Genomic DNA, 25910 nt, shown 5'->3' on the forward strand with positions numbered 1-25910 from the left:
TAATTGGGGGAACACAACATGACAAAATTATTGCCCGTTACTGCCTACACAATTCGCCGTCTGTTGCGGCAATACCAAGGGCAGCTCAAATCCGTGGTGGTGGAAGGGGCTTGCTTAGTCGCTGATCCCGAAGCAGACTTGAATGCGGTGCTCGAGAGCCTTTATTTAGATGAGGAAGAAGTCTGCACCCAAGTGGCTGAAATTGAGAAGCTGATGATGACCCATCAACTCCTGTTGAAAGCAGGGGCAAAAGAGCAAGCAGCAGCCATCGAAGATCAAATCCTCTGGATTTTTGGCCTGAAGCGGATCAAGAATCAAGCCACCCAAGAAGCAGCCCCTGCAATGCCGATTATGATGGCCGTGGGCATTTAAGGCCCCGCAAAAATGGCTTCCTCCACCTCGGCACGGGGGCAGGAGTACTTAAAAGAGCGCTGAATCACACTGCCCTCAAGGCGATCGTGATAGACCACCTGTAGCTCCTCAATATCCAAGCAAATCCGAGCTGACCACTGGGGATACTCTAACTCCCAACAGTGGATATCCGTTTCGTCCCGCACACAGCCCTTTTGCTGTAGCCATGCTTCAATTTGCGGCAGGGCATGGTTGTAGAGGGGGGTTTGGGGATTAGGCAGAGTGTTCATCCAAGTTCTGAGATGCGACTGACAATTTGCAAGATCCATTCTTGCCCCTGTTGGGACAAACCGACAATTACCGCCAGAACCAGACAGCCGACAAACGTGACCCCCAAGATAAACAGAGCAAATAGCTCCCCCGGCGAGAGGGGGCGATCGTCGGGTGGCACGGCAGTAGAGCGAACAGACCCCTGAGAGCGAGAAGAGGCACCTATCCCCATCGTGCCTGACTGTTTTGACTGTGCCCGCAGGCGTAATTGCAAGTCATACCACTGCCGCTGCTCTGGATTGGTCAGCACTGCATAGGCCTCATTGAGGCGATGAAACTCCTCGCGAGCGATCGCCACCGGCAACGTCGTCGTATCAGGATGGTAGAGCTTACTCTTTTCTCGATAGGCACGGCGAATCTCCGCCAACGAGGCCGTGGGTGCCACCTCGAGAATGTCGTAGTGGGTTCGCGACGGGGACAGATGTGCCATGGCAAGGCTTACTTGACCAGATCGAAGATCTTGAACATGGGCAGGTACATCGCCACCAGAATTGACCCTACCATACCCCCTAGCACCGCAATCATCAAGGGTTCCATCACACTTGTTAGGGACTTCACCGCCTGTTCCACTTCATCTTCATAGAAGTCGGCCACCTTCATCAGCATCTTATCCAGTTCCCCTGTCTCTTCGCCCACGTTAATCATCTGGGTCGCCAGCACTGGAAAGACCCGTTCCTGTTGCAGGGCAAGGCTGAGCATTCCTCCCTTCTGCACTTCCTGTGCCGCTCGGTCAATGGCATTGGAGATCACTTGGTTCCCCGCTGTGGCACTGACAATTTCAAGGGAACGCAAAATCGGTACCCCTGAACGGGACAGCGAACCAAATGTGCGGCAGAACCGTGCCACCGCTGTTTTTTCCACCAAATCACCAAAGAGGGGTAGCTTCAACAGCAAGCCATCAATCATCAGCCGGCCAGCCGGAGTCTTGTAATAAAAGCGAATCCCCAATACCAAGCCCACCACACAGATAATCAACAATGCCATATACTGCGGCGTGCGCAGGAATTCACTAAGCGCCACCATCATGGCGGTAAAGGGCGGCAATTCCCCCCCCAACTGTTTGAAAATACCCTCAAACACAGGGATCAGGAAAATCACCATCCCCAAGAAGATGCCCACCGCCAGCAGGCCCACCACCACGGGATAGGTCAGGGCGGACTTGATTTGGTTATTGAGGCGGGCTTGATCCTCCAGTAACTTCGAGAGACGGTTGAGCACCTCATCGAGCACCCCCCCCGTTTCCCCCGCTTGGATCATAGCCACAAACAGGTTATCAAAGGCCTCAGGATGGGGACGCATGGCATCAGCAAGGCTGCTCCCCTGTTGAATGTCATTGTTGACGGCCATGAGGATTTTTTTTAATTTCGGGTTGGTGCATTGATCTGCCAAAACACCAATCCCACGCACCAAGGCCACACCTGCATTCACCAGTGCCGCAAACTGCCGCGCAAAGATCGCTCGATCTTTCACCGTAATTTTGGAGAGGAAAGTGAGGTCGAGGTCTGACTTGAGGGTGAGTTTTTTGGCCTCCTTGACCTCTAGAACCTGTACCCCTTGCAATTGCAAAGCCATGCGTGCTTCCCTTGGTGTCGAAGCTCGCTCGCGGACGGTCTTGTATTTGCCTTGGGCATCCCGGATCCGCACTTCATAGGTTGCCATGACTCAATACCCCTTCTTTTTATCAATAATTGCTAACTAGCGTGCTGCTGCCGCAGGTGTACCCGTACCAATCAGACGTTGCAACTCGTCCTGACGCGAGGACTTGGCCATTGCTGCTTCATAGGTGATGATGCCCGCACGATAATAATCGGCCAAGACTTTTTCAAGGGTCTGCATCCCCAGCTTGCCGCCCGTTTGAATTGCCGAATAAATCTGCGAGGTTTTGCCTTCGCGAATCAGGTTGGAGATAGCAGGGGTCACCACCATGATCTCTTGTGCCATAATCCGCCCAAATTCACCGGGCTTGGGATTTTTCTTAGGAACCAGCGTTTGGCTAAAGACCGCCACTAACGAGTTGGACAACTGGACGCGAATTTGCTGCTGCTGCTCTGGCGGGAACACATCCACCATACGGTCAACGGTTTGGGCAGCTGAACTGGTGTGCAAGGTACCAAAGACCAAGTGACCGGTTTCTGCCGCTGAGATGGCAAGCTGAATTGTTTCCAAGTCCCGCATCTCACCCACAAGGATAATATCGGGGTCTTCCCGCAGCGCTGCCCGCAGAGCATTGGCAAAGCTCTTGGTATCTTCCCCCACCTGCCGTTGGTGGATCAGGCTCTTGATGGGTTCATAGACAAACTCAATGGGGTCTTCAATCGTCAGGATATGCTCAGCGCGGGTTTTGTTGATCAAGTCAATCATCGCCGCCAAGGTTGTGGTTTTCCCTGATCCTGTCGGCCCAGTCACCAGAATCAAGCCCCGTGGCCGCTCACTCATTTCGCGGACAACATTGGGCAATCCCAACTGCTCAAACGTGGGAATTTTGGAACTGAGTGCTCGCAAGCAAGCAGCATAGGTTCCCCGGTCTTTATACACATTGACGCGGAACCGGGCGAGGCCACGTACACCATAGGAGCAGTCCAACTCCCAGTTTTGCTCTAGGTGCTTGCGTTGGGTATTGTTGAGCATGCTGAAAATCAGGCGCTGGCATTGCTCTGGGGTGAGGGGTTCGTAGTCGGTCGGGGTTAATTTGCCGCTAATGCGAATGTAGGGGGGTAAGCCAGCGGAGATATGCAAATCGGAGCCACCATTGGCCACCACTTGCTCCATTAGGTCTTCAATCATTAGCTCCATAGGGTGTTCCTCGTCTAAGCAGTTTGGTCAACAACACGAAAGTTCATCACTGACATTAATAATCTTGTTAATCCACAAAGCGGGGTGTCATGCAATAGGGGCATTCTAACCATTCGGGCTGCGCCTCGGCACCGCAGGTACGGCAGGTTAAAGAACTCTTACGTTTGGCCTTGAGTTCTGCCTCTAGTCCAGTGTCCGTAAAGGTGACGCGCTCCACTTCTTCGAGGGTGGTGAGTCCTTCCTTGACTAACCCCAAGCTATAGGCAAGCAGGGTTTTCATGCCCTCTTCGACGGCCGCCTCCTTGATTTGCTCGGTGGGGGCACCTTCGGTAATCAGCCGTTGCAGTCGCTCGGTGATCCGCATAATTTCGTAGACGCCGACCCGTCCTTTGTAGCCCAAACCACCACATTTACTGCAAATGGGTTGGCCAGTTGCCTTAGCCGCTTGAATTTGCTCGGGTGTCAGTTTATTGGCTTTGTAGAGGGTGAGGTTGACATCCTTGGAGGCAGACAAGCCAAAGCGCGCCAGTTCCTCACGGGTGGGTGTATAGGGAATCCGACACTCACTGCATACCCGCCGCATCAGCCGTTGGGCAACAACCCCAATGAGGGAGGCGGAAACCATAAAGGGTTCAATGCCCATTTCCGAGAGGCGGGCAATTGCACTGGGGGCATCGTTAGTGTGCAGGGTTGTCAAGACCAAGTGCCCCGTCAAAGCCGCTTCAATGGCGGTTTTTGCGGTTTCTTTGTCACGGGTTTCGCCCACCAGAATTACATCGGGGTCTTGGCGGAGAAAGGCTCGCAAAATTGAGGCAAAGTCCATGCCTTTTTCGCGAATAACCTGTACCTGCGTTAGGCCGGGGAGCGTGTATTCAATCGGGTCTTCCGCTGTACTGATGTTGACACCGGGACTATTACATTCAGCCAGCGCAGAGTAAAGCGTGGTGGTTTTCCCTGAACCAGTGGGACCTGTAACGAGGATGAGGCCAAAGGGGCGCTTGGTCATCTCCCGCACAATAGCAAGGCTCTCAGGGTCAGTAATCAGCTTGTCGAGACCGAGTTGGGTGGCGGAGTTATCGAGAATCCGCAGTACGACTTTTTCGCCCCAGCGGCTGGGGAGGGTATTCACTCGGAAGTCCACCCGTCGCCCTTGGAACATTTTGCGGATACGACCATCTTGGGGGGCACGCCGCTCAGCAATATCAAGGTCAGCCAAGATTTTGAAGCGGGAAACGACGGCTGGCACGATTTTCTTCGGCAGTGGATCAAAGGCTTGGTGAAGCACCCCATCTTTGCGGAAACGAATCCGCAGGTATTCCTCTTGAGGTTCGATGTGAATGTCGGAAACGCCTTCGGTGAGGGCTTTGGCCAAAATTTTGTTGACAAGGGCAATAATCGGCGCATCTTCTGCACCTTTCAGCGCCTCAGCAAGGTCAACCTCCTGCTCCCCTTCCAGCTCTTCGAGGCCGCCCATGGCTTCGATGTCTTCTTCGATGTTGATGTCACCGATCGCAGCCGGGGCGCTTTTGCTAGCGGTGGTTTCAGCTACCTGTTTATTGAGAATCGGGTCAATGAGGCGTTGGTAATCCTCTAGGGTGATCACCATTCGCTTGAGGGTGAGGTTGTGGGCGCGGAGTAAGCGGGTGAGGTTGTCAATGGCTTGGAGGTTATCTGGATCCACCATCGCCACGAGCAGATAGGGGGGATCAGCGTCGAGGTGCTTGGCAATGGGGATGACTTGGTAGGTGCGGCAGGTGTCAATCGGTACAATCGTGTTGATCAGTTCCTCGATTTGCTCGGTGGGGAAACGATTGAGTTCGGGATCGAGGCAATCAACCCCGTAGATCACTTTGAGTTCAAAAAGCTGTTGCTTGTGGTACTGGCGTAACACATCGGGGGGCATGGTGGTGCCCGTAATCTCCTGCAACACGGTTACGAGGGACTTGCCCGTTTTGCGGGCGGTGTTCATGGCTTCCCGCACCTGATCGATACTGGCGTAACCGGAGGCAACAATGGCTCGTTCTGTGGGGCTAGCGGCTCTGCCGCGCACGGTAAGTGCTTTCCGAGAAGAAGATGACGATGTGTTGACCATAGGGCGCGTTAGGGTCTGGATGGCTTGCCTACTATAGTAGCAACAACCTTCCCAGAGATTTCATGGGTATTTTCACGGTTTATGTTTATTGACATTTTTGTTGACAATTCTTGCTATAGACGCTTTGTAACCGCGATCGCGCTCTTTTGCATAGGCTGAAAATTATTTACAATCCTGCGGCACATTAGAAACTATTAGTTATCTGTTCTCCCTGTTAGCGCGTCCTCTTGATTCCGCCATCATCCTGTGGAGGTTTGCCCTATGCGTGTCAAAGACTTGATTTTGCCTGTGCTGGTGGTTGGTTTGGTCTTTGTTGGTTTTGGCGATCGCTTTTTGCCGGCACCTTTGAGTACGGCCAGTGCCAGTACCCGCGAGCAACTGAATGACTTTCTTAAGGGCATGTTTACGGGGTTTTCTGTCTATAACCGCTACCATAAGACGGAGGAGATGATTCGCCAAGCCGAAGGGAAGTAAATGCGCCGCTTTTTGCTCTTTTTACTCTGGATGATCAGCAGCGGGGCGATCGCCCTCTTTTCGGTACAGAATGCAAAAGCGGTGTCGCTGCGATTTTTGTTTTGGCAATCCATTGAGATGCCCCTTGGCTTGCTCTTGATCTTTGTGGCTGCGATCGCCCTCTGGGTGCCCTATTTAGCCCGTCCACTGCGGCGATGAAGTGGCCACACGCGCTGCTCATTCTACTTGTGATTGTTTTGTGCTTGATGGGGCAACCAAGAATTGCGGCCATTCCAGCCTCACCCCTCACCCTAGAAGTCAATCCAGCCGATCCACAAGCCAGTGATGCCGTAACCCCTTTCCGTACGATTGCTGCTGCTTTGGCGTGGGCACAGGCGCACGATCGCCCCACCGACATTTACATTCATGGCGGCATTTATCGGGAGGCATTGGGAACGATTCATCATCGGCAGATGCCCCTGCGACTGGTGGCTCAGGCGGGCGAACGCGTGATTGTGCGGGGCAGTCAACAATGGTCAGATTGGCAAGAAGTCTCCAGCACCCCTAGGTTCACCATTTACCGTCACCCTTGGACACTGGCTTGGGGCTTTTCGGGTAACCCGTGGACAAACTATGGCATTGAGTTACCCCTCGTAGCGCAGCGGGGCGAACTGGTGTGGTGGCGGGATACTCCCCTGCGGCAGCGACTTTCATTTAGGGAATTGCAGGGGGATGATTTCTACGTGGATGATACGGAGCAACAACTGTATGTGGCTCTGTCTGTGGGCATCTCACCCAGTGAATTGGAAGTAGCCGTTCACCGTGAGGCCTTACGCATCTTAGACAGTGGTTTTATCAGTTTGGTGGGCCTACGCTTTGAGCACTATGGCGGCACATTTAGCCAAGCGGTGCGCATTGAACGCAGCCATGACATTGAGGTTAAAGACTGTACTTTTTGGGGCAATAATTGGGGCGGCCTCGAAAGTCATCAGAGCGATCGCCTGCGGGTGGAACGAACACAGTTTCTGCAAAATGGCTGGCGGGGCATGGCGGGGGTTCATTTGCGGGACTTCACAGTGCAGCAGGTGCTCGTTCAAGGGAATAATTGGCGGGGGGCATGGGCAGGCTTTTACGATTGGGATGCGGGGGATAAGTACTTTCATTTGCGCCGCGCCGTCTTCGATCGCTACCGCGCGATTGAGAATCAAGCGGCCGGTCTGTGGCTTGATACTGATAATCAAAACGTTGAGATTCGGCGATCGCAATTTCTCGGCAATGCCGTTGTCGGTCTTTTCCTCGAGGCGAGCACAGGTCCAGTGACCATTGAAGATTCCTTAATTGCCTATAACTACAGCATTGCCCCGAACTATCTACAAACCCCCGGCATTTTTGGCTGGGCGGTTGCCCATGTTACCCTGCGCCACAACTGGATTTGGGAAAACCAAGGGGCACAAATTGGCGTCCGCGATCCTTCGCCTCGAACCGTCACCCTACCCGAAACGGGTGAGGAAGTCACGATGACCTCTCAAGATTGGTACCTAGAGGGGAATTGGATTGGTAGCCGCCAAGAGCAACTCCTGACCACCCTCAAGGGGGAACCCTTCTTGCAAACGCTGAAATTGCAGGATAACCACTGGTGGAGTGAAGCGGCCTATCCCTTTCGCCTAGAGGGGGAAAATCTCACTTGGTCGCAGTGGCAGGAGCAATACGGCAATGCCAGCGATCGCTGGCTCATCCCCTAGAGGCGATCGCGTAACTGATTGACCATCGCTTGAGCCGAGGCCTCATCGACAAACATCCCCAGTTGAATCTTAGTTTGGTCGCCGTTGCCCACCAAAAAGGCATCAGGCACCACAGCTTGGACTTTTTCTAAGTCCGCAGGTTCCTTGTAGGGAGCCAGCACATAGTAGCGACCATTGGGCATTTTTTCCACAAAAAGCTGCGTCGTATGTTCAGGTTCAGCCGGGGTTGGGCTGGCCGTAGGGGTGGGTGAGGCACTGGTTGATGGACTCGCCGCAGGTTCCAATTGGGCAAGGGTGCTGCGATTGACATCGGGAAATTCCCGCGCAGTCATATCAGGGCCGACGGGGGGCGTGGGTGATGCTGCTGTTGGCGTTGCAGGTGATTCAGTGGCAACGGGGGCAGGTCGGCGGTTGAACCACCAGAGGGCTGCGCCACTAAAGCCGGCCAGAATGCCAACCACAATTAACCAGCGTTGCACCAGATGTTGACTATTGCTTTCACGCCGTTGGAACCAAGGCCGCTGTTGGTTTTTTCGGGCCTGCTTGAGCAGCTCGCGGGTAGAGGCAAAGGGGCGCTTTGTTCGGGTTGGCGTTTGCGGGGCAGGGGGATCGCTGGCATAGGAGGGGGGCAAGAGTTCTGCTAAATCTGTGGGATCAAACTCGAAAAAGGGATCGGGAGCCACCTCATTGGTACGTTCATCGGTGGCTGGTGCTGTCTCAGGGGTGAAGGCCAAAGAATTGACAACGGGAGGAACGGTTTGGGAAGCTGTTTCTGCGGCAGCAGGGGTGACACTCGGTTCTGGGGAAGTTGCAGACTCGGGAACCGGCGGCGCTGCAAAGGGGGAATGGGCTTGTACCATGCGATGGCAGCGATATTGAGTGAGTTCTGCCTCTAAACTAAGGTTGAGGGAAGCCAAAGCCGCTTGCAAACGTTGGCGATCGACGGTGGCAGAGGTCATAGCAATCGCTCCGAAAACAGTGCCCTACAGTCCCTTCACTTAACGCACCACCCCGATGGATTATGCAGCACCCTGTGCAGGTTCCCAACAATGGCACAAGCACCCCTATTGAGCATTTGCATTCCGGCCTATAACCGTCCCCAAGGATTGGCACAAGCGGTTCGCTCAGTTGTCGCAGCCTTGCCCCCTGAGAGCCACGATCCGGTGGAAGTCATTATTATCGATGATTCTGCCACCCCCACAGCAGTGGAGGATTTGCTGGCTGGATGGTCAGGCCGCTGGCACTACCAGCACAATGCCCAGCGCTTAGGAATGGTGGCCAATTGGAATGCCAGTTTAGCGCAGGCCGCTGGGGAGTTTATCCTGCTGTTGCACGATGATGATTACCTATTGCCCCAAGGGATCACGAGGATTCTGGAAACCCTCATCCAATATGGTAGCCAGTTTGAAGTCTTTCTCTTTGGCGTGCATTTGGTGGATTCGCATCAACGCTGTTTGCGACGGCAGATACCCCGGCAGCAAACATGGCTCTCCCCAGCTCAAGCCCTTAGGCAATTGCTGCGTCATTCCTCGTTTGTGCGATTTCCCGCCTTGATCTGGCGGCGATCGCTCCTCGAGGAGGTGGGCTATTTTGATCCCGCCTACGGCGAAGCCACAGACCTCTACCAATGGCTACGCTTCTTTGCCCAGAAGGGGGTTTACACGGTTCCCCGCGCCACTGCTGCCTACACGATCCACGATCAAGCCCTGACAATGGGAATGTTTCAAGCCCAGACCTTGGCTACCCTAGGGAATATTTTTGCCGCCGCTGCGAATTTATCGATTCTCTCACCAGCGGAACTGCGGCAGTGCCAGTGTGACTTTTTTCACCAGTTTATCTTGGCGGGAACGTGGCGATTTTTGCGGCGACGGCAGTGGCAACGGGCAGAGGCAGTGTACCAGCTGTTTGATCTACCAGAGGTGATTGCATTGGGGCGATCGCGCCGCTGGCAAGGCTGGCGTTGGCTCTTTGGGGCTTGGCTTTGGCTACTGCGACGGGTTAACTAACTGCCCACCGCACATAGGGCAGCCGCGCTGCAACGTCGTGAATTTTGTCCTGATTGGCCAACAGTTGACCACAGGCATCCCATTGACCCGAAAGGAGCATTTGCCGCGTACTTTCCGCCATGGTTAAGGGAATCACTTGATCGCCTGCTGTCAAGGTCAGCGCCTGTAAGTCTAGGGTCAGTTCCGTAGTGGGCTGATCTTCTAAGAGAGTTTGCAGTGCTTGTACCTGTTCTGGAGCTGCCGTCAGACAGGGAACCCCCATTGCCAAGCAGTTCCCGGCAAAGATCTCGGCAAAGCTTTCGCCGACAATTGCTTGAATTCCCCAACGGGCGATCGCTTGGGGGGCGTGTTCGCGACTAGAGCCACAGCCAAAATTGGCATTCACCACCAGAATCCGTGCCCCTTGGTACTGAGGCAGGTCAAAAGGGTGTTGCCCCGACTGGCGATCGTCAGCAAAAACGTGTTCCCCAAGGCCATCAAAAGTGACACAGCGGAGAAACCGTGCGGGAATAATGCGATCCGTATCGATATCGTTGCCCCGCAGAGGAAGGCCACGACCGGTAATGCGTTCAATCTTGCTCATAGGTCTATCTTACTGGATTGCGCAGCCTGCCAGTGCATTTTGGGGGGAATTGCCCTGAAGCAGGTTACTCAACAGTAGGGTCGGCGGTTGCGCATGGGGCCAAGCAAAGGCATGGCGAAAAGCGGCTTCCTGACAGGCTTGTAACTCCTTGAAGTTGAGGATGTCGTGGGTGAGCAAGTTTTCGTACTCAAAGGGCAGCCGCACGTTGTGCAGACCCGCGTTGTCAGTACAGATGGCCACGTCCACCCCCGCTTCAAAACAGCGTTCAAAGACGAGGCGTAATTGCGCGTAGCTCTCAAGGGTACCCGTTTGAAAATAGGTGGTGGGGCACACTTCGAGGCATTGACCGGCTGCTGCCACTTCCTTGAGCAGCTCTGGATAGCGCAGGGGAATTTGAATGCCATGACCAATGCGTTGCAGGTAGGGTAGCAATTCGGGATAGCAGCCATTCACCGTTTCGTAGAGGTGGCCAGTGGTTTTAAGACCGCGATCGCGGGCATAGGCATAGAGTTCAATAAATTCCGCCATGCGATCGCCATAGACGCTATCGCCCCCGGCCAAGTCAATGCCACAGACAAACTGCGGAAAACTCGCCGCCAGATCAACAATGGCACGGTTCACCGCATAGGGTAGCCGCGTGTGCATACAGAGAATTTGGCTCGTGACAATCGGGTATTCTGGTACTTGGCAAGCCAGACCCACCGTTTTAACAATGTCGGCCATCTGCTCAATGCGATCGCTCTGGGATCGCTGCGGATCCGTGCGCAGATAGGGGGTATAGCGCAGCTCTAGATAGGCCAAGTTTTCAAAAATATAGGCGCCGCGAATCAAGCGAAAGATGAAATAGGGCAAAGTTTGCGGCGTTTGCACACTCTCCACTAGGGTGTGGAGTTCGAGGTATTCTTCAAGGGATTGGCGGGGGCGCGTATAAAAGGTTTCAAATTCCTCATAGTCAGGAAAGCGATCTGCAAGGGCGCGATCGTTCCGCTGAAAATACCGCCAAAGAATACGCGGTACAACTGAGCCACCCAAATGCCGATGTAGTTCTGCGTACAGTGCCATACGTGCTCCTTGAACTGGCCAAAACGCAATCAATACCTAAGCTGCCCAGAGGGGTCAATGCCCGCACCTCAGCCATCGAAAACAGAACGAAAACAGTGATGAACGAAGGATTAAATTGTTCTAATGTTAACAAATTTTACAAAGGTGGCGCAGGAACCAATGGGCGCAAACGCTAGGATCATTTCGATCTCCAATTGGTTGGGTATCGCGAATGTGGCCTTTTCGGCGGCGAGGACGGCTTCCCCATTCTCTCTCTAGCGGCAATGTAGTCACGATTGCTTTGCAGCTGTACCGTCATCAGGGCAATCGCTACTTTCTTTTGAGCCTTTTTGCCCATGCGTGGTTTTTTCTGCTCACCATTGCCGCCGTGCTGATCGTGGCCGTAGCACTGATTGTTGGGGGGATTCTTGCTGGGGCGATGGATAATGTTGCCCCCTTTCTCGGGCTCACAGGCATTAGTGTCCTCGTGGCTTTGCCCTTTTATCTCTTTGGTTGGACACGGCTAATGGCCAGTGGTGCGCTGCTTTCTCGCCGTATTTACGCTGTCCTGACGGCCCTTGAGGAATCAGAATCGGCAGCCCGCAGCTTTATTTTTCCCAAGATGCTGAATTATTTGCTGGCCACTCTGATGGTCAGTGTCATTTTGCTCTTGGTGTATGGGGTCTTGGGGGCGATCGGCTACTTAATTTATTTGGTGGCATCCCCCTTAGTGCAATTCCTCGAGCAGAATATCCAAACGGAACCCGCAAGAAGTCTCTTCTTTTTAACTTTTCTGCTCAGTATCCTGTTGCTAGTGCTCCTTGCGCTGTTGGTGATTAGCTACTTTATGGCGCGGCTCTCCCTTGTTGATGTGGTCTTAGCCCTTGAACCCGACTGTACGCCCCTCAAATCCGTTCGGCGCAGTTGGCAACTGACGCAGGGACAGGCATGGCATACCCTAACGGTATTTTTTGTTGCTTCCCTTGCAACGATTCCCGCCAATCTCCTTGGCAGTATTATCAACAGCGTGGTGATTCTTCCCGTTGCTGGCCTCTTTGTAGGGGTTTTGCTCCTGCCCCTCTGGCAAGGGATCAAGGCAGTTCTGTATTGGGATCTGCGAGTCCGCAATGAAGGAGCAGCGTTTCAAGTCCGCCCTGAAGCAGTGAATCCCCTGCGCTGGTTGCGGCGGGTCACACTACGCACACCGGAAAGCATCGAGTTGGACTTTGCCCTAGCAGGAATTGGCAGCCGCGTTTTGGCTTGGCTGATTGATCAGGTGATTCTCTACACGGCACTTGTGCTTTTTTCGCTGGCGGCAGGGTACATCTACTTCTATGCCCTTTACCCGTGGCTGATTGAGGTGCTACCCGCTAGTGGCCAAAGTATTGAGGCTTGGAGTTTGGGCATTTACCTATTGGTGATGTTTGCCTTCTACAACGGCTATTACATCTTCTTTGAAACCTACTGGCAGGGACAAACCCCCGGCAAGCGCTATGCAGAAATTCGCGTTGTTCAAGATAATGGCCGCCCCATTGGTCTGCGGGAAGCGACCTTGCGCAGTCTGCTGCAACCCATTGATTTTGCTTTTTTTGGTATAGGGGCATTCCTAGTGGCGTTATCTCGATCAGAAAAACGTTTGGGAGATAGGGTGGCGGGTACCCTTGTGATTCAAGATGAACAGGCGACGCGGTTGGCACCTAAAGCTACAACCGGTCAGCAACCACAGGCGGCTTGGGTGCAGGAGTTGCGATCGCTCGCCCATTGGGAACAGATGACTCCCGAACACTATCTCCTAGTACGCAATTACCTCAACAATCGCGATCGCCTGAGTCCTGTCGGTCGTTATCAAGCGGCTCAAGAGCTGCGCCAGCAATTAGAACCCCTGTTGCTGCCCACCTATCCCGCCAACTGGCCTGCCCTCAGTGCCGAGGACTTCCTAGAAGGTCTATACATAGCCTATCGTCAACAATACCAGTCATCCCCCTAGTGTGAGGCCGTTATGCGTTTGCTGCTGACCCTTGGTTGTAGTCTGACCCTTTTGGGCGCTTTTCCCCTGCTCATAGGTCGGGCGAGTGAAGTGACGATTCAGGCTGCTGCCCCTATCCCCCAACGCTATCAACTCCTAGGCTTATCCTTTGAAACACCCCTACAATTTTCGCCACCCACTTCTTTTGGTGAAAATGGCGTTGCTGTGGTCTATCCCGCCAATGCCGTACCGGGGGAGCACGAGTTAATGGTGAGCCTGATTAGCCTACCCAAAACAAGCGAGGTACTGGGGGGACTTTCCGATCAGGAGTTGCGCAGTTGGCTACGGTTTACCCAAGTGGGGGGTCCTCTCTCAGCAGCCCCCGCACGCATTGAGCGGCGAATTTTGGGACGGCGAGTCCGTGGTGAACTGTTTTATTATCCAACCCCCCGACCGATTCACCAAGAGTTATATTTGATGCATCTCCAAGGGGGGCAGCGGCTGGCTATTCTCTTTGAAGCCGAAGATCGGGTGCCCTTACTCGTGGTGGAGCAGGTCTTTAACCACGTGGCAGCATCATTCCAAGAATTACCCCCGCGATCGCGAGAATGGAAACGTAGTTTTGAATGGTGGAAAAACCGTTAGATCTTTGAGGGGCAATAGCTATGCACCATGCTCCCCCCGTGTATCTACCCAAAACCCTTCAGTTCACTGAAGAGCAATTCGCAGAGATTATCAAAGCCAATCCTAATCTACGGTTTGAATTAACTGCTGCGGGAGAATTGGTTGTTATGCCCCCTACAGGCGGCGAAACGGGTCGCTACAATGCCGCCCTCACGGCTGACATTAGTCTTTGGAATCGCCAAACTCAACTAGGTGAGGTCTTTGACTCCTCAACGGGATTTCGCCTGCCCAATGGCGCCATTCGCTCACCCGATGTTGCATGGATTACCAAGGAACATTGGCAGCGCCTAACCCCAGAGGAACGTCAAGGCTTTGTGCCTCTTTGCCCCGATTTTGTGATTGAACTCGCATCTGCTAGTGATGACTTGTCCCATTTAAGGGCAAAAATGCAGGAATACATGGACAATGGTTGCCGCCTTGGCTGGTTGATTGTCCCCCAGCAACAAATGGCAGAAATTTATCGCCCCCAGCAAACACCAGAGAGCGTGTCTCTGCCAACAACGCTTTCAGGAGAGGAAATTCTTCCTGACTTTTGCCTTGCATTTTCTCCCTAAGGCCAATGGATAAACCAGTGGAATCTTCTCACTGGAGATATCAATCATGGAACAGACCGTTGCCTGCGCTGAAACGGAAACACTGCGCGTTAGCTCTCTGCGTGCTTTTGCCTACTGTCGGCGGCTATTTTATCTCGAAGAAGTTGAGGAGCTTTATACCCAAAATGAATCCGTCTTTGCGGGGCGGCGGCTCCACGCTGAGCTACAAAAACTAGAACGGGAAGACTGGCAGGAATTTAATCTGGAAAGTGTAGCCCTTGGCTTACGAGGGCGGGTTGATGCACTGCGTACCTTGGAGGGGCATTTGATTCCCTACGAGCACAAAATTGGCCGTTCTTATCGCGATCGCCAGCAGCAGCCCCAAGCTTGGCACAGCGACAGGGTACAAATTCTGGCCTATGCCTGTTTACTAGAAACCGTTCTCGGCGTCACTGTCCCCGAAGGCCGCATTCACTATCACCGCGATAACATCACTGTACGGGTTCCTGTAGATGAGGCAGGCCGCCAACTGGTGCGGGACACAATCGAGCAAGCGCGTCAACTGCGTGCTTCCCTAGAACGTCCCCCTGTCTGTAGCAATGAAAAACTCTGTCTCAACTGCTCCTTGGCACCTGTTTGCCTGCCTGAAGAAGCCCGCCTCGCCCGAGATCCTGAGCATTTACCCCTGCGGTTATTTCCGCGAGATGACGAGCGTGAGATTATCCATGTCACGGCTGGCAAATCGGTAATCAGGCGAGCTGGCGAGCAGCTACGGATTGCCATTGACGATGAACCTGAGCAAAAGCTGCCCATTCAGCAGGTGGGTCAAGTTGTTATCCACAAATTTGCCCAAATTACCACCCCAGCCATTCATCTCTGTGCCTATGAGGATGTCGGTGTTCACTTCATCAGCAGTGGTGGGCGCTATATCGGCAGCATTGACAACCGCAAGGGCAGTATTCAACGGCGTATTCGTCAATATCAAGCCCTGACGAACCCAGACCAATGTTTACGTCTTGCCCAGTTACTGGTGAATTGTCGCGGACAAAGTCAGCGTCGCCTGTTACTCCGAGGACAGCGGAATCGCCAAGATGCTCTGCCTGCATTGCAAGAGACCACTACGCAAATGGATCGGCTCATTAGCAGCATCTCCCACGCCAATTCCCGAGAGGCTCTACGCGGCATTGAAGGCAATCTCGCTGCCCTGTATTTTTCGGGATTGCCCTATCTTCTAGGGGATCAAGTCCCGAAGGAGCTGCGCTTCAACGGTCGCAATCGCCGCCCCCCGAAAGATCGTTTTAATGCGCTGCTCAGTTTTGGCTATGGCATGCTGCTCAAAGACGTAATGAATGCCATTCTTACGGTTGGTCTTGAACCCGCCTTTGGCTTCTATCATCAGCCGCGTACCCAAGCACCACCCCTTGCGTTGGACTTGATGGAAATTTTCCGCGTCCCCCTTGTGGATATGGTCGTTATTGGTTCGATTAACCGTATGCAGTGGAACCTTGACCAATGCTTTGAGGTACGCCGAGATCACGTATGGCTGAGTGACTATGGGCGCCGCAAGTTCATTGAACTCTATGAAGCCCGCAAAGGTGAAACGTGGAAGCACCCAGTAACCAACTACTCGCTCACTTATCGGCGACTCTTGGAGCTGGAAGTGCGTTTGCTTGAAAAGGAATGGTGTGGGGAAGCAGGTCTATTTGGCAAACTCATTTTGCGTTGACCTATGGGTGAATCCAAAAATTGGTACCTCATCTGCTACGACATCCGCGACCCCAAGCGCTGGCGACAGGCTTATAAGCAGTTAGAGGGCTATGGTGAACGATTACAGTTCTCGATTTTTCGCTGTCGTCTCACGCCACGGGAGCGGGAAAAGCTGCGCTGGCAACTGGAAAAAATCCTCACCAAGGAAGACAGTCTCCTAATCGTAGGATTGTGCAGCCAATGCGTTGAGCGGGTATGCGCTTGCAACCGAGCGGGGACATGGCCAATGTCGGAGCAGAACTTCAAAATCTTTTAGCATGCAAGCACCTCTGGACTCAAATATTCTCCGAACGCACTGATATTCAAATACAGCCCCTTGACTAGGTTTGAGAGTTTTTGTTAGATTTAGAGGTGCTTGAAAATCTCTGAACCTATTCCCCAGAGCGGGATCGACAACTGAATACTGACCGAGGCTAAAAATTTTACAGTCACAAAAAAACGAAGTGCCTGAGGTGCTTGAAAAGTGACTGTGCTAAGCTAGTCCTAGAGGCATTTCTAGGGCGCCGCTGTGCCTCTACCTTTGATGCCGTAAGGCGTTGAGCACATAAGGAACGGCCAAGGAACGGCCAAGGAACGGCCACGTGCCTCTACCTTTGATGCCGTAAGGCGTTGAGCACTCTAAAATATTCTTCAAGAAAAGCATCCACATAAGGTGCCTCTACCTTTGATGCCGTAAGGCGTTGAGCACAACTAGAAGCATAGTTTACACCTTTTCACGAGGTAAAGTGCCTCTACCTTTGATGCCGTAAGGCGTTGAGCACACTTTGCTCTCAGCTCTCGAGACTGTCCCTGAGGGGTCTCCGGTGCCTCTACCTTTGATGCCGTAAGGCGTTGAGCACAACGAGTCTGGGCTAACAAGCCAACACCCAACCCAAGACTGTGCCTCTACCTTTGATGCCGTAAGGCGTTGAGCACTATCTAAAGAGCAAGGAATATAAGCATGTAATGGCAGTGCCTCTACCTTTGATGCCGTAAGGCGTTGAGCACTCGCCACCCTTGTAGAGACTATAGGCGCCCGAAAAGGTGCCTCTACCTTTGATGCCGTAAGGCGTTGAGCACTTTCAGGAGAAATAGACCCTGAAACATCAAGTGCCTCTACCTTTGATGCCGTAAGGCGTTGAGCACAACTTTACAAAGTAAACGGCGCTGAAATTCTGTGGTGCCTCTACCTTTGATGCCGTAAGGCGTTGAGCACAACCAAAAGCTTAAACGTTTGAGTTTCAAGATTAAAGGTGCCTCTACCTTTGATGCCGTAAGGCGTTGAGCACATGAACGGTATCAATTAGAGGAAAACAACTCTGATGTGCCTCTACCTTTGATGCCGTAAGGCGTTGAGCACCAAACAGGGGTAGATTCAGGGTTGCTTTCTTTTGGTGCCTCTACCTTTGATGCCGTAAGGCGTTGAGCACTTTTTTTCTGATATTTATCGATTCAGTGTTTTATCTGTGCCTCTACCTTTGATGCCGTAAGGCGTTGAGCACGTTTTTGATAACCGCCATTGACAACCAAGGGGGGAGGTGTGCCTCTACCTTTGATGCCGTAAGGCGTTGAGCACAACTCAACGAGAACAGTTTATTGGGTTTGTTAATGAAGCTAAGTGCCTCTACCTTTGATGCCGTAAGGCGTTGAGCACCTTCTGTGATTAGCTATGGTGCAGAACCGCCCATTGTGCCTCTACCTTTGATGCCGTAAGGCGTTGAGCACGCATCTGTATACCAATTAATCACCGCCTCGCGTTTAGTGCCTCTACCTTTGATGCCGTAAGGCGTTGAGCACCCCTGAAGGCCACGACTGCCCGTGCCTCTACCTTTGATGCCGTAAGGCGTTGAGCACTTGGAACGCAGAATAGCTTCCAGCTCTGGCCAGCCGTGCCTCTACCTTTGATGCCGTAAGGCGTTGAGCACCGGGGCGTGATTAAGTCCACCATGCCGTGTTCGTGTTGGAAGTGCCTCTACCTTTGATGCCGTAAGGCGTTGAGCACGCAAGAAGGCAAGGGCAAGAAGGCCGCCCAAGAAGGTGCCTCTACCTTTGATGCCGTAAGGCGTTGAGCACTTGCAGGTGGTTGAGCTGTGTGCCTCTACCTTTGATGCCGTAAGGCGTTGAGCACGTATAAAAATTAAATCTCCTTCCTTTGGATAATCTGTGCCTCTACCTTTGATGCCGTAAGGCGTTGAGCACGCACAACCTTCTCTGTTATTACATTTGCTCTAGGGTGCCTCTACCTTTGATGCCGTAAGGCGTTGAGCACTATGGGGCTGACCACCACCCGTGCCCCGTTTATCGAGTGCCTCTACCTTTGATGCCGTAAGGCGTTGAGCACTCAGAAAGAGCCAAATCAGCACTTCGGGTCAGTAAAAAGTGCCTCTACCTTTGATGCCGTAAGGCGTTGAGCACTCTCTTGGACGTTTTTCTAAGGCTCGTTTTTCTGTGTGCCTCTACCTTTGATGCCGTAAGGCGTTGAGCACTTTTGCCAGAGGACGTTGTGGACAAGATTAATAGTGCCTCTACTCCTAGCGCTGTGGGCTAGCCCAGTGGTTGGTTAACTTTCTTGAATAAAAATAAAAATTTGTATCCAAAAGCTTTTTTGCTCCTTGTGGTTACCTACAGTAGAAGTTAAAATTTTTGTAAGTTGACAACTATAAGCCATCCATTAGCATGATTCTTGAAACTAGACAGTGGCTACCCTTGGCAGTGCTCCAGAGACCCATAGTTGAGGGAAAGCATTCAGATTAGGCGGGGATAATAAGATAGCGTTATGACTAGCCACAATCACTTTCTTGAAATCCATTACAGCTTGCGTGGAAGAACACTGCCAGCAGATCATGGCTATGCATTGTACTCTGCTATTAAAAAACAGTTGCAACAATTGGGGCGGCCAGATCTACCTTCAGATATACCAAGTGATCTTCGCCTTAGCAGTATTGCTGGGATTCCTAACGGTGAGGGAATGATTTATCTAAATCGTGCTTCACGCTTTCGCCTTCGCTGTCCTACAGATCAAGTGCAGACGTGGTATCGCTTTTTCCAGAACCAAGTGTTGGATATTCAGGGGCATCTGATTCGCCTTGTGCAACCTCGAATTACATTGCCAGAGCCTTCAGGAACCCTCGCAGCTCGCCTAGTCACTTTCAAATTAGAAGCAATTGATCACCTAGAAGTGCCCCGCTATTTTTTGCAATCTTGTCAAAAAGGCCTAACTCATTTAGGCATTCAGGGCAGAGCCTTTATTCCCTCTGACGCCAATGGCGACTTAGCACGGCGCACGATTCAAGTAAAAGGCAGGAAGGTAGTGGGCTACCGCGTGATTGTCGAAAATTTAACTCCTGAAGATTCTCTAAAGTTGCAGTGGCATGGATTGGGTGGACGACAACATTTTGGCTGCGGCTGGTTTTACCCGGTCAAGGAGGAACCAGATGCCGCCTAGTTCTACACCACCAAAACTGGAACCTGATATCTTATTAGCCAAATCTTCGGTTCCGGGAGCAGCAGATTGGCAAGGAGCTTACCATCTTGTGGGTCATACTGCCGCTGTTGTGAAATCAGTCACCAGCCTCGTGGATTGCTTGGGCGATCGCCTGATCGAGCAATTTGGGCTAACCTGTGAATTTAACACCCTGAGGGCAACGGCACGGCTGGCAGCCTATTTACACGACTGGGGCAAGGCCAATCACCAATTTCAAGGGGTGGTAAGGTACTCCCTCAGGGGTTCAACTCCATCTGTGCAGCCTCAACAGAACCCCTTGCAATACCCACAACTAATCCGTCATGAAGTGGGGTCTGTCTTGCTGGCGTGGGAGTTCCGAAACTGGCTTGGACGATGCCCCAACGCTGACTTGATGACAGCGATCGCCGCAGCAGGAGGACATCACCTCAAATTAGGCGGTCAGCAGGGGCGAAACACCGGTGCACTGGGGGAGATCCGCGAGGGCAGTGGCGACCCTTACCTGTACTGGTATGTCCATCATCCTTCCTTCCACAAGCTGCTTCGCTATGGGGTGAGAACCCTAGGGCTGCCTCAAATCAAAATCATTCCTCCTTTTGCGTTCTCATCGCGATGGGATATTAAAACAATCAAAGATAAGCGTGACGAAGTCTTGAATGCTTTCATCGAATGGGAACCAGATCTAGCGTTTCTTGCCGTTGTTAAAGCGCTACTGATTGCAGCAGATGCCATTGGTTCTGCCTCGGCGCAGGTTTCAACGAATATTCAGGAGTGGATTCGATCAGAGCTAGAGAATACCCTCACGGAAGCTGATTTACAAAAGGTCATTGATGCGCGTCGGGGGGAATATCCACTGCGCCCATTTCAGATTGATCTTAAAGACAAGTCGAAACGGGTAACATTGGCACGGGCAGGTTGCGGTACAGGGAAAACCCTTGGTGCCTATTGCTGGGCACAACGCCATGGCATTGAACGCAAGTTGTTCTTTTGTTATCCAACAACGGGCACTAGCACCGAGGGCTTTCTGGGCTATGTTCATCACCAAGTAGAGTCAGAGCTGTTGCACTCTCGGTCGGCTATTGATTTGGAGTTGGCTTGCACAGGAGAAGAAGAAGACAATGGCGATGGAGCGGTTAATGAGGCCGCTCAGAAATTAGAAGCCTTCAAGGCGTGGGGGGCAAAGGTTAATGTTTGCACTGTGGATACCGTTTTGGGACTCCTGCAATGTCATCGCCGTCCCCTGTACTGCTTTCCAGCTCTTGCCAAGGCTGCTTTCGTCTTTGATGAAGTTCATTGCTATGACGATGCTCTCTTTGGTGCCTTACTGCGATTTCTCAAGGTTGTTAAAGCGCCGATTTTGCTGATGTCTGCCTCATTTCTACCGGCGCAGGTGGCGGCGATTCAGCAGGCAGTGGCAGAGGAAATTGCAATAATTCAAGGCCCTCAAACGCTAGAAGACCTGCCCCGCTATCGTTTCCATGAGCTAGCACAGCCAGATTGGGAGCGGGTTCAGCAAGAACTTGACCAGGGCGGTAGAGTTCTGTGGGTTTGCAATCAGGTCGATACAGCGATCGCCATCTACCAAGAGGCAAAAAAGAGGGGCTTGACGCCTCTCCTTTATCACAGTCGCTTTCGCTATGAAGATCGGGTGAAACACCATCGTGCCGTGGTGGAGGCTTTCCAGCAAGATCAAGCTGTTCTAGCAATTACGACCCAAGTGGCAGAAATGTCTTTGGATCTATCTGCAACCCTCCTTGTGACTCAAGTGGCGGATCCCGCAGGGCTAATTCAGCGATTGGGGCGACTAAATCGCCAATACTGTGGTCATTCCTGTGATGCTCTCTTTTACCCTGACGAAAACGTTGGTTTTCCCTATAAGCAAGGGGACTTAGAGGCAGGCTGGGCACTGGCACGCGCCTTCAAAAAACAAGATGTGAGTCAAAGGCAACTGTCAGACTGGCTCAAGCAAGTGAATATTAACACCAAGCCAAAGGAGCACTGCATCTGGCTAGACGGTCGCTGGCAAACCTACTCTGCTCCCTTGCGTGAAGCAGGCTATACCATTACTGCACTCCTCGAACAAGAGCTGGAAAAAATTGCCCCACTGAAGTCGAGTGAATTGCCGCGCTACACCCTTCCCCTCCCTACTAAGAACATCAAAGGTTGGCAGCGCCATAAGAGCGGTTATCTCATTGCCCCTAGAGAGCAGTGGCGCTATTGCCCAGAACTGGGTGCTGTTGAACCTAAGTAGGAGGTGAGTGAGCTTTGAGTCAGTTTACCCTGTCCCTTTTTGACCCTAATTTCCTCCTCCCCCATCGCGCAGGGGTTGCAGGATTGGCTCTAGCCTTATCTGAACTGGAGAACCAACGCAATGATGCTCCATTGGCGTGGAACATTACTGATGAAGCAGTTGAGTTGACATGGAAAGACAGTGATCAAAAGGTTGTGACATGGCTGCTAAAGCAAACCTATCAGATTAATCACCAAGGCTATCTAGAGGTTCCTGCCCTCAAGCTTGATGCACAGGGGCAATACACGTTTACCCAAGGGGTACTCACCACATTCCTCCAGCACAATACGCAGCGCAAACTCAGCAACACTTCTGTCACTTGCACGTTCTTAATTGAGCCGGATCAACCAGAGATCTCGATTGAGGTGAAGCCCCTAGAGAGCTGTTATTACACCAGCGACTTCAAGGAAGCCTTTAACAATAAGGGAGCCTTCAAAAAAGAAATTCCCCTGAAGGGAAACCATCTGCCCGGACTGGTGGAATGTTTTGTCAATGGTCCCTATCAAGAATCGCCGCAGGGCTTTCTGGCGTTGCTTTTTTTGCCCCTTGCCTGTGGCTACTACCAACTTCCTCCCCAAACTGTTGGTGGCAAGCTCTCTGCCCGCTCAGCACTGGTGATTCCTGAAGTTCAAAATCTAAAGCACTGGGTTAAGCGCCGTCGGGCGATGTCGGGGTGCACCTATCGAGACTTTCGTAGCAGTGGCGCTGGTGAATCTGCTTTGCACTTTCTACTGCAAGAGAAGGCGATAGAAGAGAGTCAGCAGTTTGGCGGGCACTACTGCGAGGTTTACCAGTTGGGGAAGCAAGTCTGGGATGCCCAGCAAGCTTACCTGAAACAGGCGGTGTATCGCGTAGAGGTTACGGATGAAGTCCTCGAATTGTATGAAGTCGCTCGCCAAGTTTTTCCTGCGCACGTGCGACAAAAGGAGAATGGTGAAACTTGGTTAGCTCTTTCTAAAGCACTGCCTTGGATTTGTGACAATTTAATTGGAGGTCAGCCTTGGTATGCAGGTTTCTTTGAGTTTTACAAACGTAATAAGGCCTATGAACGTGAAGGGTTGGTAAAAATGACTGAATACTTGAATCCTGATGAGCGAGTGCTGTTTGAGGTGGTCCAAGGTGCCTTTAGCGTATACCTGTCTGGGCAATTCAAACAGGCTCAAAAGCAAGGTCGCAACTTAGACTATGGGCAAGTGACCGATAAGGTCATCTACCGATTCCAACGTCCGAGTACGCAACAGGAATTTGCTACTGCATTGGTGGATTTCCTAAGCCAGTTTCGCAGCAAGGCCGCTCGCGATAAGGGCCCGCAAATTGTTCACTGGATTCACCGTGAGGAAAACTGGCGGCGAGCAAGAGATCTGGTACTGCTGGCGATCGCTACCTACCGCAGTAAGAGAGGAGACTCTCTCAACGGTGTCGATATCCCCTTGGAATCAATGGCTGAAGGGGATGTCACAGAAGATGAAATGTTTTCCTTCGCCGATGAATAGTTTCTGTCTCTAATTCAGGAGAAATAACAATGACGAAACATCTTTTTGCAACAATTGTAACGACCACTGCTGTCGCAGCCAACAACCGCGGGGAAGGGGATGGCAGCACCCTCTCAACTTTGCAAAAAATTACCCGTGGCAATGATCAATACACTACTGTGAGTGCAGAAGCGATCCGTTGGGGATTGCGGGAGTATTTTCAAAACCATTACGAAAAAGAGACCAACCGTACATTTAACCCTGAAACCGATCGATATAGCTTCAAAGATGAAAAGTTCAGTGCTGAGAAATATATTGATGATGACTTGTTTGGCTACATGGACGCCAAAAAGGGGAAGGATAATGAAGATGCCACGACCAAACGGCGGGGTGCCCTAGAAATTAGTCGCGCTATGAGTCTGGATCCCTATTGGGGGGATATTGCCTTTGGCTCGAAAGGGGGGGAAAAGGGCAAAACCTCGATTCACAGTACAGAGGTGCACTGCACTGCCTATCAGTACACGATCGCCCTCACGCCAGAAAGTCTTAAGAAACCGGAACGGGCACTACTCGCCTTGGATGCTATTGGCGCTGTCCGTCATGTGGGCGGTAACCATGCCCGCTTTTTGTACGACTTTCGTCCAGAGTCCATTGTGCTTCGGATAACCGATGATCCCAGCCCTTGGATTATGGACGTGTTTAAGCGCATTGGCGAATCGGTGGGCTGCCCGCGGCTAGTGCGACTAGTGGAAGTGGGGGATGTGAAGGCTGATGAGCTAATTGTTGGCGGTGAGATTGCCGATACCCCCTATGGTCAACAGTTAAAGGCGTTAGGGGTTCAGGTCTATCGCGGGGTCAAAGAAGCGATCGCCCACGCCAAAGAACAATTAAAGCAACAACTCAAGCTTGAGGTGCCTGTCTAATGCAACTTTACATTGATTGTCCCTGTACCAGTTTTCCCCGCAGCTTTGCCCGTGACTTTAAGGAGACCTACCGCTATCCACCCCCCTCCACGATCTATGGCATGCTCCTTTCCCTGATCGGTGAAGAGAATTTGGATCAACATTGGGGTGTCAAACTGGCCATTGGTATCGTTGGTGCTGACCCGCCCATTTCGCGAATTTTACGCAAACAGCGGCATCACAAGTTCAGTAAGAATCGCCTCGGCACCTATTCCACGAGTAAATTCTCCAAGCCGAATCACCATGAACTGCTCACAGATGTGCAAGTGGTTGTCAAAGTTGATTCGAGTGAGGAAAATGCACCACTGAAGCTGGTTGATCGGCTGGCGATCGCCCTCACCACACCCCAGCAAATTTCCCGCTTTGGTGGCCTGAGTTTGGGGGAGTCGTGGGCACTGGTCAATGGTGTACGCCCCTATCGGGACAACGATGGCTCGATCCGCTGGCTCATTAAAGACAATCGAGGTCTCATTAGCCTGCCCATCTGGATCGATCGTCAGAGCAGCCAAGGAACCTTTCAACGCTTTCGCTTAGGCAACGAATTTGAAGACCATTGCTGGGTCAGGATTCCGCAGCTAACTGTGCCAACCCCAAGATCGCGACCCTCCGCCGCTCGCAGATCTTGATGCCAATCGAGCAAATTGCGGTTTGTTAACAACCTTAACCTGAGCTGGCCGTCTAGGAGCACTGATTAAAGGCATTGATGCGCCACCAGCGGATATTTTCTGCCTCAAAGCGGCCATCTAAATCCACTCGTACTGAAAAGTCAAACCAAGCAGCGGGGGGAATTTCCATCCCCCACAGGCGATCGCTCCCCAACACAACACTAATCAGGCACTGCAAAAAGCCGCCATGACTAATACACCAAACACACTGCTCATCCCTGTGGCGTCGGAGTTGTTTCCAAGCCTGTTTTGCCCGCTGCCAAGCCATGGCCATTGACTCTGCCTCTGGTACGGGAATCAGGTAGTCACTCTCTTCAAGTTTTTCACAGAGATCGGGATGCTGCGCCTGCGCCTGCGCCCACGTGAGTCCTGTGAAAATGCCCTGATCAATTTCAATTAACTCCGCCAACTCTTGAACCTTTAGGTCAGGACGAGGATTCATGAGCATCGCCGTATCGTGGCAGCGTTGCAGCGGACTCGTGTAAATGGCATTCGGCGGTGGGAGTTTTTCCCGCAGGGCAAGGGCTTGCTGCCGTCCCCGTTCTGTGAGGGGCACATCTTGCCGTCCTAACATGACACCTGAGGCATTACCCACAGCCTCACCATGGCGGATCAAAATTAAGCGCATTGTGTAGCTCTCCCCTAGGGCGGCAATTGGCAAGTGCAACCCCTGATCGCTAAAATTATCGTACTGTGTGGCTGCGCTCTATCCTCAGCCTCAAATTTATTCATATTTCT

The 25910-nt window shown here is 52.2% G+C and carries 24 protein-coding genes and 1 CRISPR repeat array; of the genes, 15 read left to right on the forward strand and 9 right to left on the reverse strand.

All coding sequences use genetic code 11. The features are described from left to right. Window positions 1–18: 18 nt before the first annotated feature. The gene (locus tag RHH81_RS04860) at window positions 19–372 is read left to right on the forward strand and encodes a hypothetical protein (RefSeq protein WP_206201314.1); all 354 of its coding nucleotides are present in this window, start codon (window positions 19–21) and stop codon (window positions 370–372) included. On the opposite strand, the gene RHH81_RS04865 is transcribed toward RHH81_RS04860, so the two are convergent. The 5 genes from RHH81_RS04865 to RHH81_RS04885 form a co-directional block, all read right to left on the reverse strand. Then, window positions 369–641: a DUF3143 domain-containing protein gene (locus tag RHH81_RS04865; RefSeq protein WP_149817855.1), complete on the reverse strand. Its 273-nt coding sequence runs from the start codon at window positions 639–641 to the stop codon at window positions 369–371. The genes RHH81_RS04860 and RHH81_RS04865 overlap by 4 nt on opposite strands. Further along, window positions 638–1111: a J domain-containing protein gene (locus tag RHH81_RS04870; protein WP_206201315.1), complete on the reverse strand. Its 474-nt coding sequence runs from the start codon at window positions 1109–1111 to the stop codon at window positions 638–640. The genes RHH81_RS04865 and RHH81_RS04870 overlap by 4 nt, the downstream gene beginning before the upstream one ends. Before the next feature lie 8 nt (window positions 1112–1119). Further along, window positions 1120–2340 (reverse strand): type II secretion system F family protein, encoded by a 1221-nt coding sequence (locus tag RHH81_RS04875; protein WP_206201316.1) that lies wholly within the window; start codon window positions 2338–2340, stop codon window positions 1120–1122. Between the two features lie 36 nt (window positions 2341–2376). Continuing rightward, the gene (locus tag RHH81_RS04880) at window positions 2377–3474 is read right to left on the reverse strand and encodes a type IV pilus twitching motility protein PilT (protein WP_206201317.1); all 1098 of its coding nucleotides are present in this window, start codon (window positions 3472–3474) and stop codon (window positions 2377–2379) included. Between the two features lie 67 nt (window positions 3475–3541). Continuing rightward, a complete protein-coding gene (locus RHH81_RS04885) occupies window positions 3542–5566 on the reverse strand; it encodes a GspE/PulE family protein (RefSeq protein WP_206201318.1) in 2025 nt (674 codons plus the stop codon). A 261-nt stretch (window positions 5567–5827) separates the two neighbouring features. On the opposite strand from RHH81_RS04885, the gene RHH81_RS04890 reads away from it, so the two are divergent. Genes RHH81_RS04890 through RHH81_RS04900 form a run of 3 tightly spaced genes read left to right on the forward strand, consistent with a single transcriptional unit; the run spans window position 5828 to window position 7761 of the window. Beyond that, complete coding sequence (locus RHH81_RS04890) at window positions 5828–6040, forward strand: hypothetical protein (protein ID WP_206201319.1); 213 nt, start codon at window positions 5828–5830, stop codon at window positions 6038–6040. Beyond that, window positions 6041–6238 carry a lipopolysaccharide assembly protein LapA domain-containing protein gene (locus tag RHH81_RS04895; protein WP_206201320.1) on the forward strand — a complete coding sequence of 66 codons (198 nt, stop codon included), beginning with the start codon at window positions 6041–6043 and terminating at the stop codon, window positions 6236–6238. Further along, complete coding sequence (locus tag RHH81_RS04900; protein ID WP_206201321.1) at window positions 6235–7761, forward strand: right-handed parallel beta-helix repeat-containing protein; 1527 nt, start codon at window positions 6235–6237, stop codon at window positions 7759–7761. The genes RHH81_RS04895 and RHH81_RS04900 overlap by 4 nt, the downstream gene beginning before the upstream one ends. On the opposite strand, the gene RHH81_RS04905 is transcribed toward RHH81_RS04900, so the two are convergent. Then, entirely contained in the window at window positions 7758–8720 is a 963-nt protein-coding gene (locus tag RHH81_RS04905; RefSeq protein ID WP_310743472.1) for a hypothetical protein, read from the reverse strand. The genes RHH81_RS04900 and RHH81_RS04905 overlap by 4 nt on opposite strands. A gap of 90 nt (window positions 8721–8810) precedes the next feature. On the opposite strand from RHH81_RS04905, the gene RHH81_RS04910 reads away from it, so the two are divergent. Continuing rightward, complete coding sequence (locus RHH81_RS04910) at window positions 8811–9767, forward strand: glycosyltransferase family 2 protein (RefSeq protein ID WP_206201323.1); 957 nt, start codon at window positions 8811–8813, stop codon at window positions 9765–9767. Here RHH81_RS04910 and leuD read toward each other — a convergent pair. Then, window positions 9760–10350 carry a 3-isopropylmalate dehydratase small subunit gene (leuD, locus tag RHH81_RS04915; RefSeq protein ID WP_206201324.1) on the reverse strand — a complete coding sequence of 197 codons (591 nt, stop codon included), beginning with the start codon at window positions 10348–10350 and terminating at the stop codon, window positions 9760–9762. The genes RHH81_RS04910 and leuD overlap by 8 nt on opposite strands. A 9-nt stretch (window positions 10351–10359) precedes the next feature. Then, window positions 10360–11412: an adenosine deaminase gene (locus tag RHH81_RS04920; protein WP_149817839.1), complete on the reverse strand. Its 1053-nt coding sequence runs from the start codon at window positions 11410–11412 to the stop codon at window positions 10360–10362. Window positions 11413–11623: 211 nt separating this feature from the next. On the opposite strand from RHH81_RS04920, the gene RHH81_RS04925 reads away from it, so the two are divergent. From RHH81_RS04925 to cas5, 10 genes are all read left to right on the forward strand, one after another. Next, window positions 11624–13378 carry an RDD family protein gene (locus RHH81_RS04925; RefSeq protein ID WP_310743473.1) on the forward strand — a complete coding sequence of 585 codons (1755 nt, stop codon included), beginning with the start codon at window positions 11624–11626 and terminating at the stop codon, window positions 13376–13378. Window positions 13379–13390: 12 nt separating this feature from the next. Next, entirely contained in the window at window positions 13391–14002 is a 612-nt protein-coding gene (locus RHH81_RS04930; protein WP_206201326.1) for a hypothetical protein, read from the forward strand. Window positions 14003–14022: 20 nt separating this feature from the next. Beyond that, window positions 14023–14595, forward strand: a complete 573-nt coding sequence (locus RHH81_RS04935; RefSeq protein WP_149817833.1) for a Uma2 family endonuclease — start codon at window positions 14023–14025, stop codon at window positions 14593–14595. Between the two features lie 46 nt (window positions 14596–14641). Continuing rightward, window positions 14642–16300: a type I-MYXAN CRISPR-associated endonuclease Cas4/Cas1 gene (locus tag RHH81_RS04940; protein ID WP_302676608.1), complete on the forward strand. Its 1659-nt coding sequence runs from the start codon at window positions 14642–14644 to the stop codon at window positions 16298–16300. A gap of 3 nt (window positions 16301–16303) precedes the next feature. Then, window positions 16304–16597 carry a CRISPR-associated endonuclease Cas2 gene (gene cas2 / locus RHH81_RS04945; protein ID WP_149817829.1) on the forward strand — a complete coding sequence of 98 codons (294 nt, stop codon included), beginning with the start codon at window positions 16304–16306 and terminating at the stop codon, window positions 16595–16597. 252 nt (window positions 16598–16849) lie between these two features. Further along, window positions 16850–18806: a CRISPR direct-repeat array (repeat unit 36 nt; unit sequence GTGCCTCTACCTTTGATGCCGTAAGGCGTTGAGCAC). A 290-nt stretch (window positions 18807–19096) separates the two neighbouring features. Then, window positions 19097–19765 (forward strand): type I-MYXAN CRISPR-associated protein Cas6/Cmx6, encoded by a 669-nt coding sequence (gene cas6, locus RHH81_RS04950; RefSeq protein ID WP_310743474.1) that lies wholly within the window; start codon window positions 19097–19099, stop codon window positions 19763–19765. 88 nt (window positions 19766–19853) lie between these two features. Further along, a complete protein-coding gene (gene cas3, locus RHH81_RS04955) occupies window positions 19854–22034 on the forward strand; it encodes a CRISPR-associated helicase Cas3' (RefSeq protein ID WP_310744316.1) in 2181 nt (726 codons plus the stop codon). A gap of 14 nt (window positions 22035–22048) precedes the next feature. Next, on the forward strand, window positions 22049–23566 hold the full coding sequence (gene cas8a1, locus RHH81_RS04960; protein ID WP_310743476.1) for a type I-MYXAN CRISPR-associated Cas8a1/Cmx1: 1518 nt from the start codon (window positions 22049–22051) through the stop codon (window positions 23564–23566). Window positions 23567–23595: 29 nt separating this feature from the next. Then, complete coding sequence (cas7i, locus tag RHH81_RS04965; protein WP_206201331.1) at window positions 23596–24468, forward strand: type I-B CRISPR-associated protein Cas7/Cst2/DevR; 873 nt, start codon at window positions 23596–23598, stop codon at window positions 24466–24468. Next, window positions 24468–25133: a CRISPR-associated protein Cas5 gene (cas5, locus tag RHH81_RS04970; protein ID WP_302676603.1), complete on the forward strand. Its 666-nt coding sequence runs from the start codon at window positions 24468–24470 to the stop codon at window positions 25131–25133. The genes cas7i and cas5 overlap by 1 nt, the downstream gene beginning before the upstream one ends. A 52-nt stretch (window positions 25134–25185) precedes the next feature. On the opposite strand, the gene RHH81_RS04975 is transcribed toward cas5, so the two are convergent. After that, entirely contained in the window at window positions 25186–25800 is a 615-nt protein-coding gene (locus RHH81_RS04975; protein WP_206201333.1) for a histidine phosphatase family protein, read from the reverse strand. Window positions 25801–25910: the final 110 nt, after the last annotated feature.

This window comes from Thermosynechococcus sp. PKX95, from assembly GCF_031583295.1.
GTDB lineage: Bacteria > Cyanobacteriota > Cyanobacteriia > Thermosynechococcales > Thermosynechococcaceae > Thermosynechococcus.

Coding starts and splice junctions, on each gene's coding strand:
- RHH81_RS04895 (WP_206201320.1), top strand. CDS start 6,041: ATGCGCCGCTTTTTGCTCTTTTTACTCTGGATGATCAGCAGCGGGGCG.
- RHH81_RS04860 (WP_206201314.1), top strand. CDS start 19: ATGACAAAATTATTGCCCGTTACTGCCTACACAATTCGCCGTCTGTTG.
- RHH81_RS04885 (WP_206201318.1), bottom strand. CDS start 5,566: ATGGTCAACACATCGTCATCTTCTTCTCGGAAAGCACTTACCGTGCGC.
- RHH81_RS04870 (WP_206201315.1), bottom strand. CDS start 1,111: ATGGCACATCTGTCCCCGTCGCGAACCCACTACGACATTCTCGAGGTG.
- RHH81_RS04890 (WP_206201319.1), top strand. CDS start 5,828: ATGCGTGTCAAAGACTTGATTTTGCCTGTGCTGGTGGTTGGTTTGGTC.
- RHH81_RS04900 (WP_206201321.1), top strand. CDS start 6,235: ATGAAGTGGCCACACGCGCTGCTCATTCTACTTGTGATTGTTTTGTGC.
- RHH81_RS04930 (WP_206201326.1), top strand. CDS start 13,391: ATGCGTTTGCTGCTGACCCTTGGTTGTAGTCTGACCCTTTTGGGCGCT.
- RHH81_RS04925 (WP_310743473.1), top strand. CDS start 11,624: ATGTGGCCTTTTCGGCGGCGAGGACGGCTTCCCCATTCTCTCTCTAGC.
- RHH81_RS04865 (WP_149817855.1), bottom strand. CDS start 641: ATGAACACTCTGCCTAATCCCCAAACCCCCCTCTACAACCATGCCCTG.
- RHH81_RS04920 (WP_149817839.1), bottom strand. CDS start 11,412: ATGGCACTGTACGCAGAACTACATCGGCATTTGGGTGGCTCAGTTGTA.
- RHH81_RS04880 (WP_206201317.1), bottom strand. CDS start 3,474: ATGGAGCTAATGATTGAAGACCTAATGGAGCAAGTGGTGGCCAATGGT.
- leuD (WP_206201324.1), bottom strand. CDS start 10,350: ATGAGCAAGATTGAACGCATTACCGGTCGTGGCCTTCCTCTGCGGGGC.
- cas5 (WP_302676603.1), top strand. CDS start 24,468: ATGCAACTTTACATTGATTGTCCCTGTACCAGTTTTCCCCGCAGCTTT.
- RHH81_RS04875 (WP_206201316.1), bottom strand. CDS start 2,340: ATGGCAACCTATGAAGTGCGGATCCGGGATGCCCAAGGCAAATACAAG.
- RHH81_RS04940 (WP_302676608.1), top strand. CDS start 14,642: ATGGAACAGACCGTTGCCTGCGCTGAAACGGAAACACTGCGCGTTAGC.
- cas2 (WP_149817829.1), top strand. CDS start 16,304: ATGGGTGAATCCAAAAATTGGTACCTCATCTGCTACGACATCCGCGAC.
- RHH81_RS04905 (WP_310743472.1), bottom strand. CDS start 8,720: ATGACCTCTGCCACCGTCGATCGCCAACGTTTGCAAGCGGCTTTGGCT.
- cas6 (WP_310743474.1), top strand. CDS start 19,097: ATGACTAGCCACAATCACTTTCTTGAAATCCATTACAGCTTGCGTGGA.
- RHH81_RS04935 (WP_149817833.1), top strand. CDS start 14,023: ATGCACCATGCTCCCCCCGTGTATCTACCCAAAACCCTTCAGTTCACT.
- RHH81_RS04975 (WP_206201333.1), bottom strand. CDS start 25,800: ATGCGCTTAATTTTGATCCGCCATGGTGAGGCTGTGGGTAATGCCTCA.
- RHH81_RS04910 (WP_206201323.1), top strand. CDS start 8,811: ATGGCACAAGCACCCCTATTGAGCATTTGCATTCCGGCCTATAACCGT.
- cas7i (WP_206201331.1), top strand. CDS start 23,596: ATGACGAAACATCTTTTTGCAACAATTGTAACGACCACTGCTGTCGCA.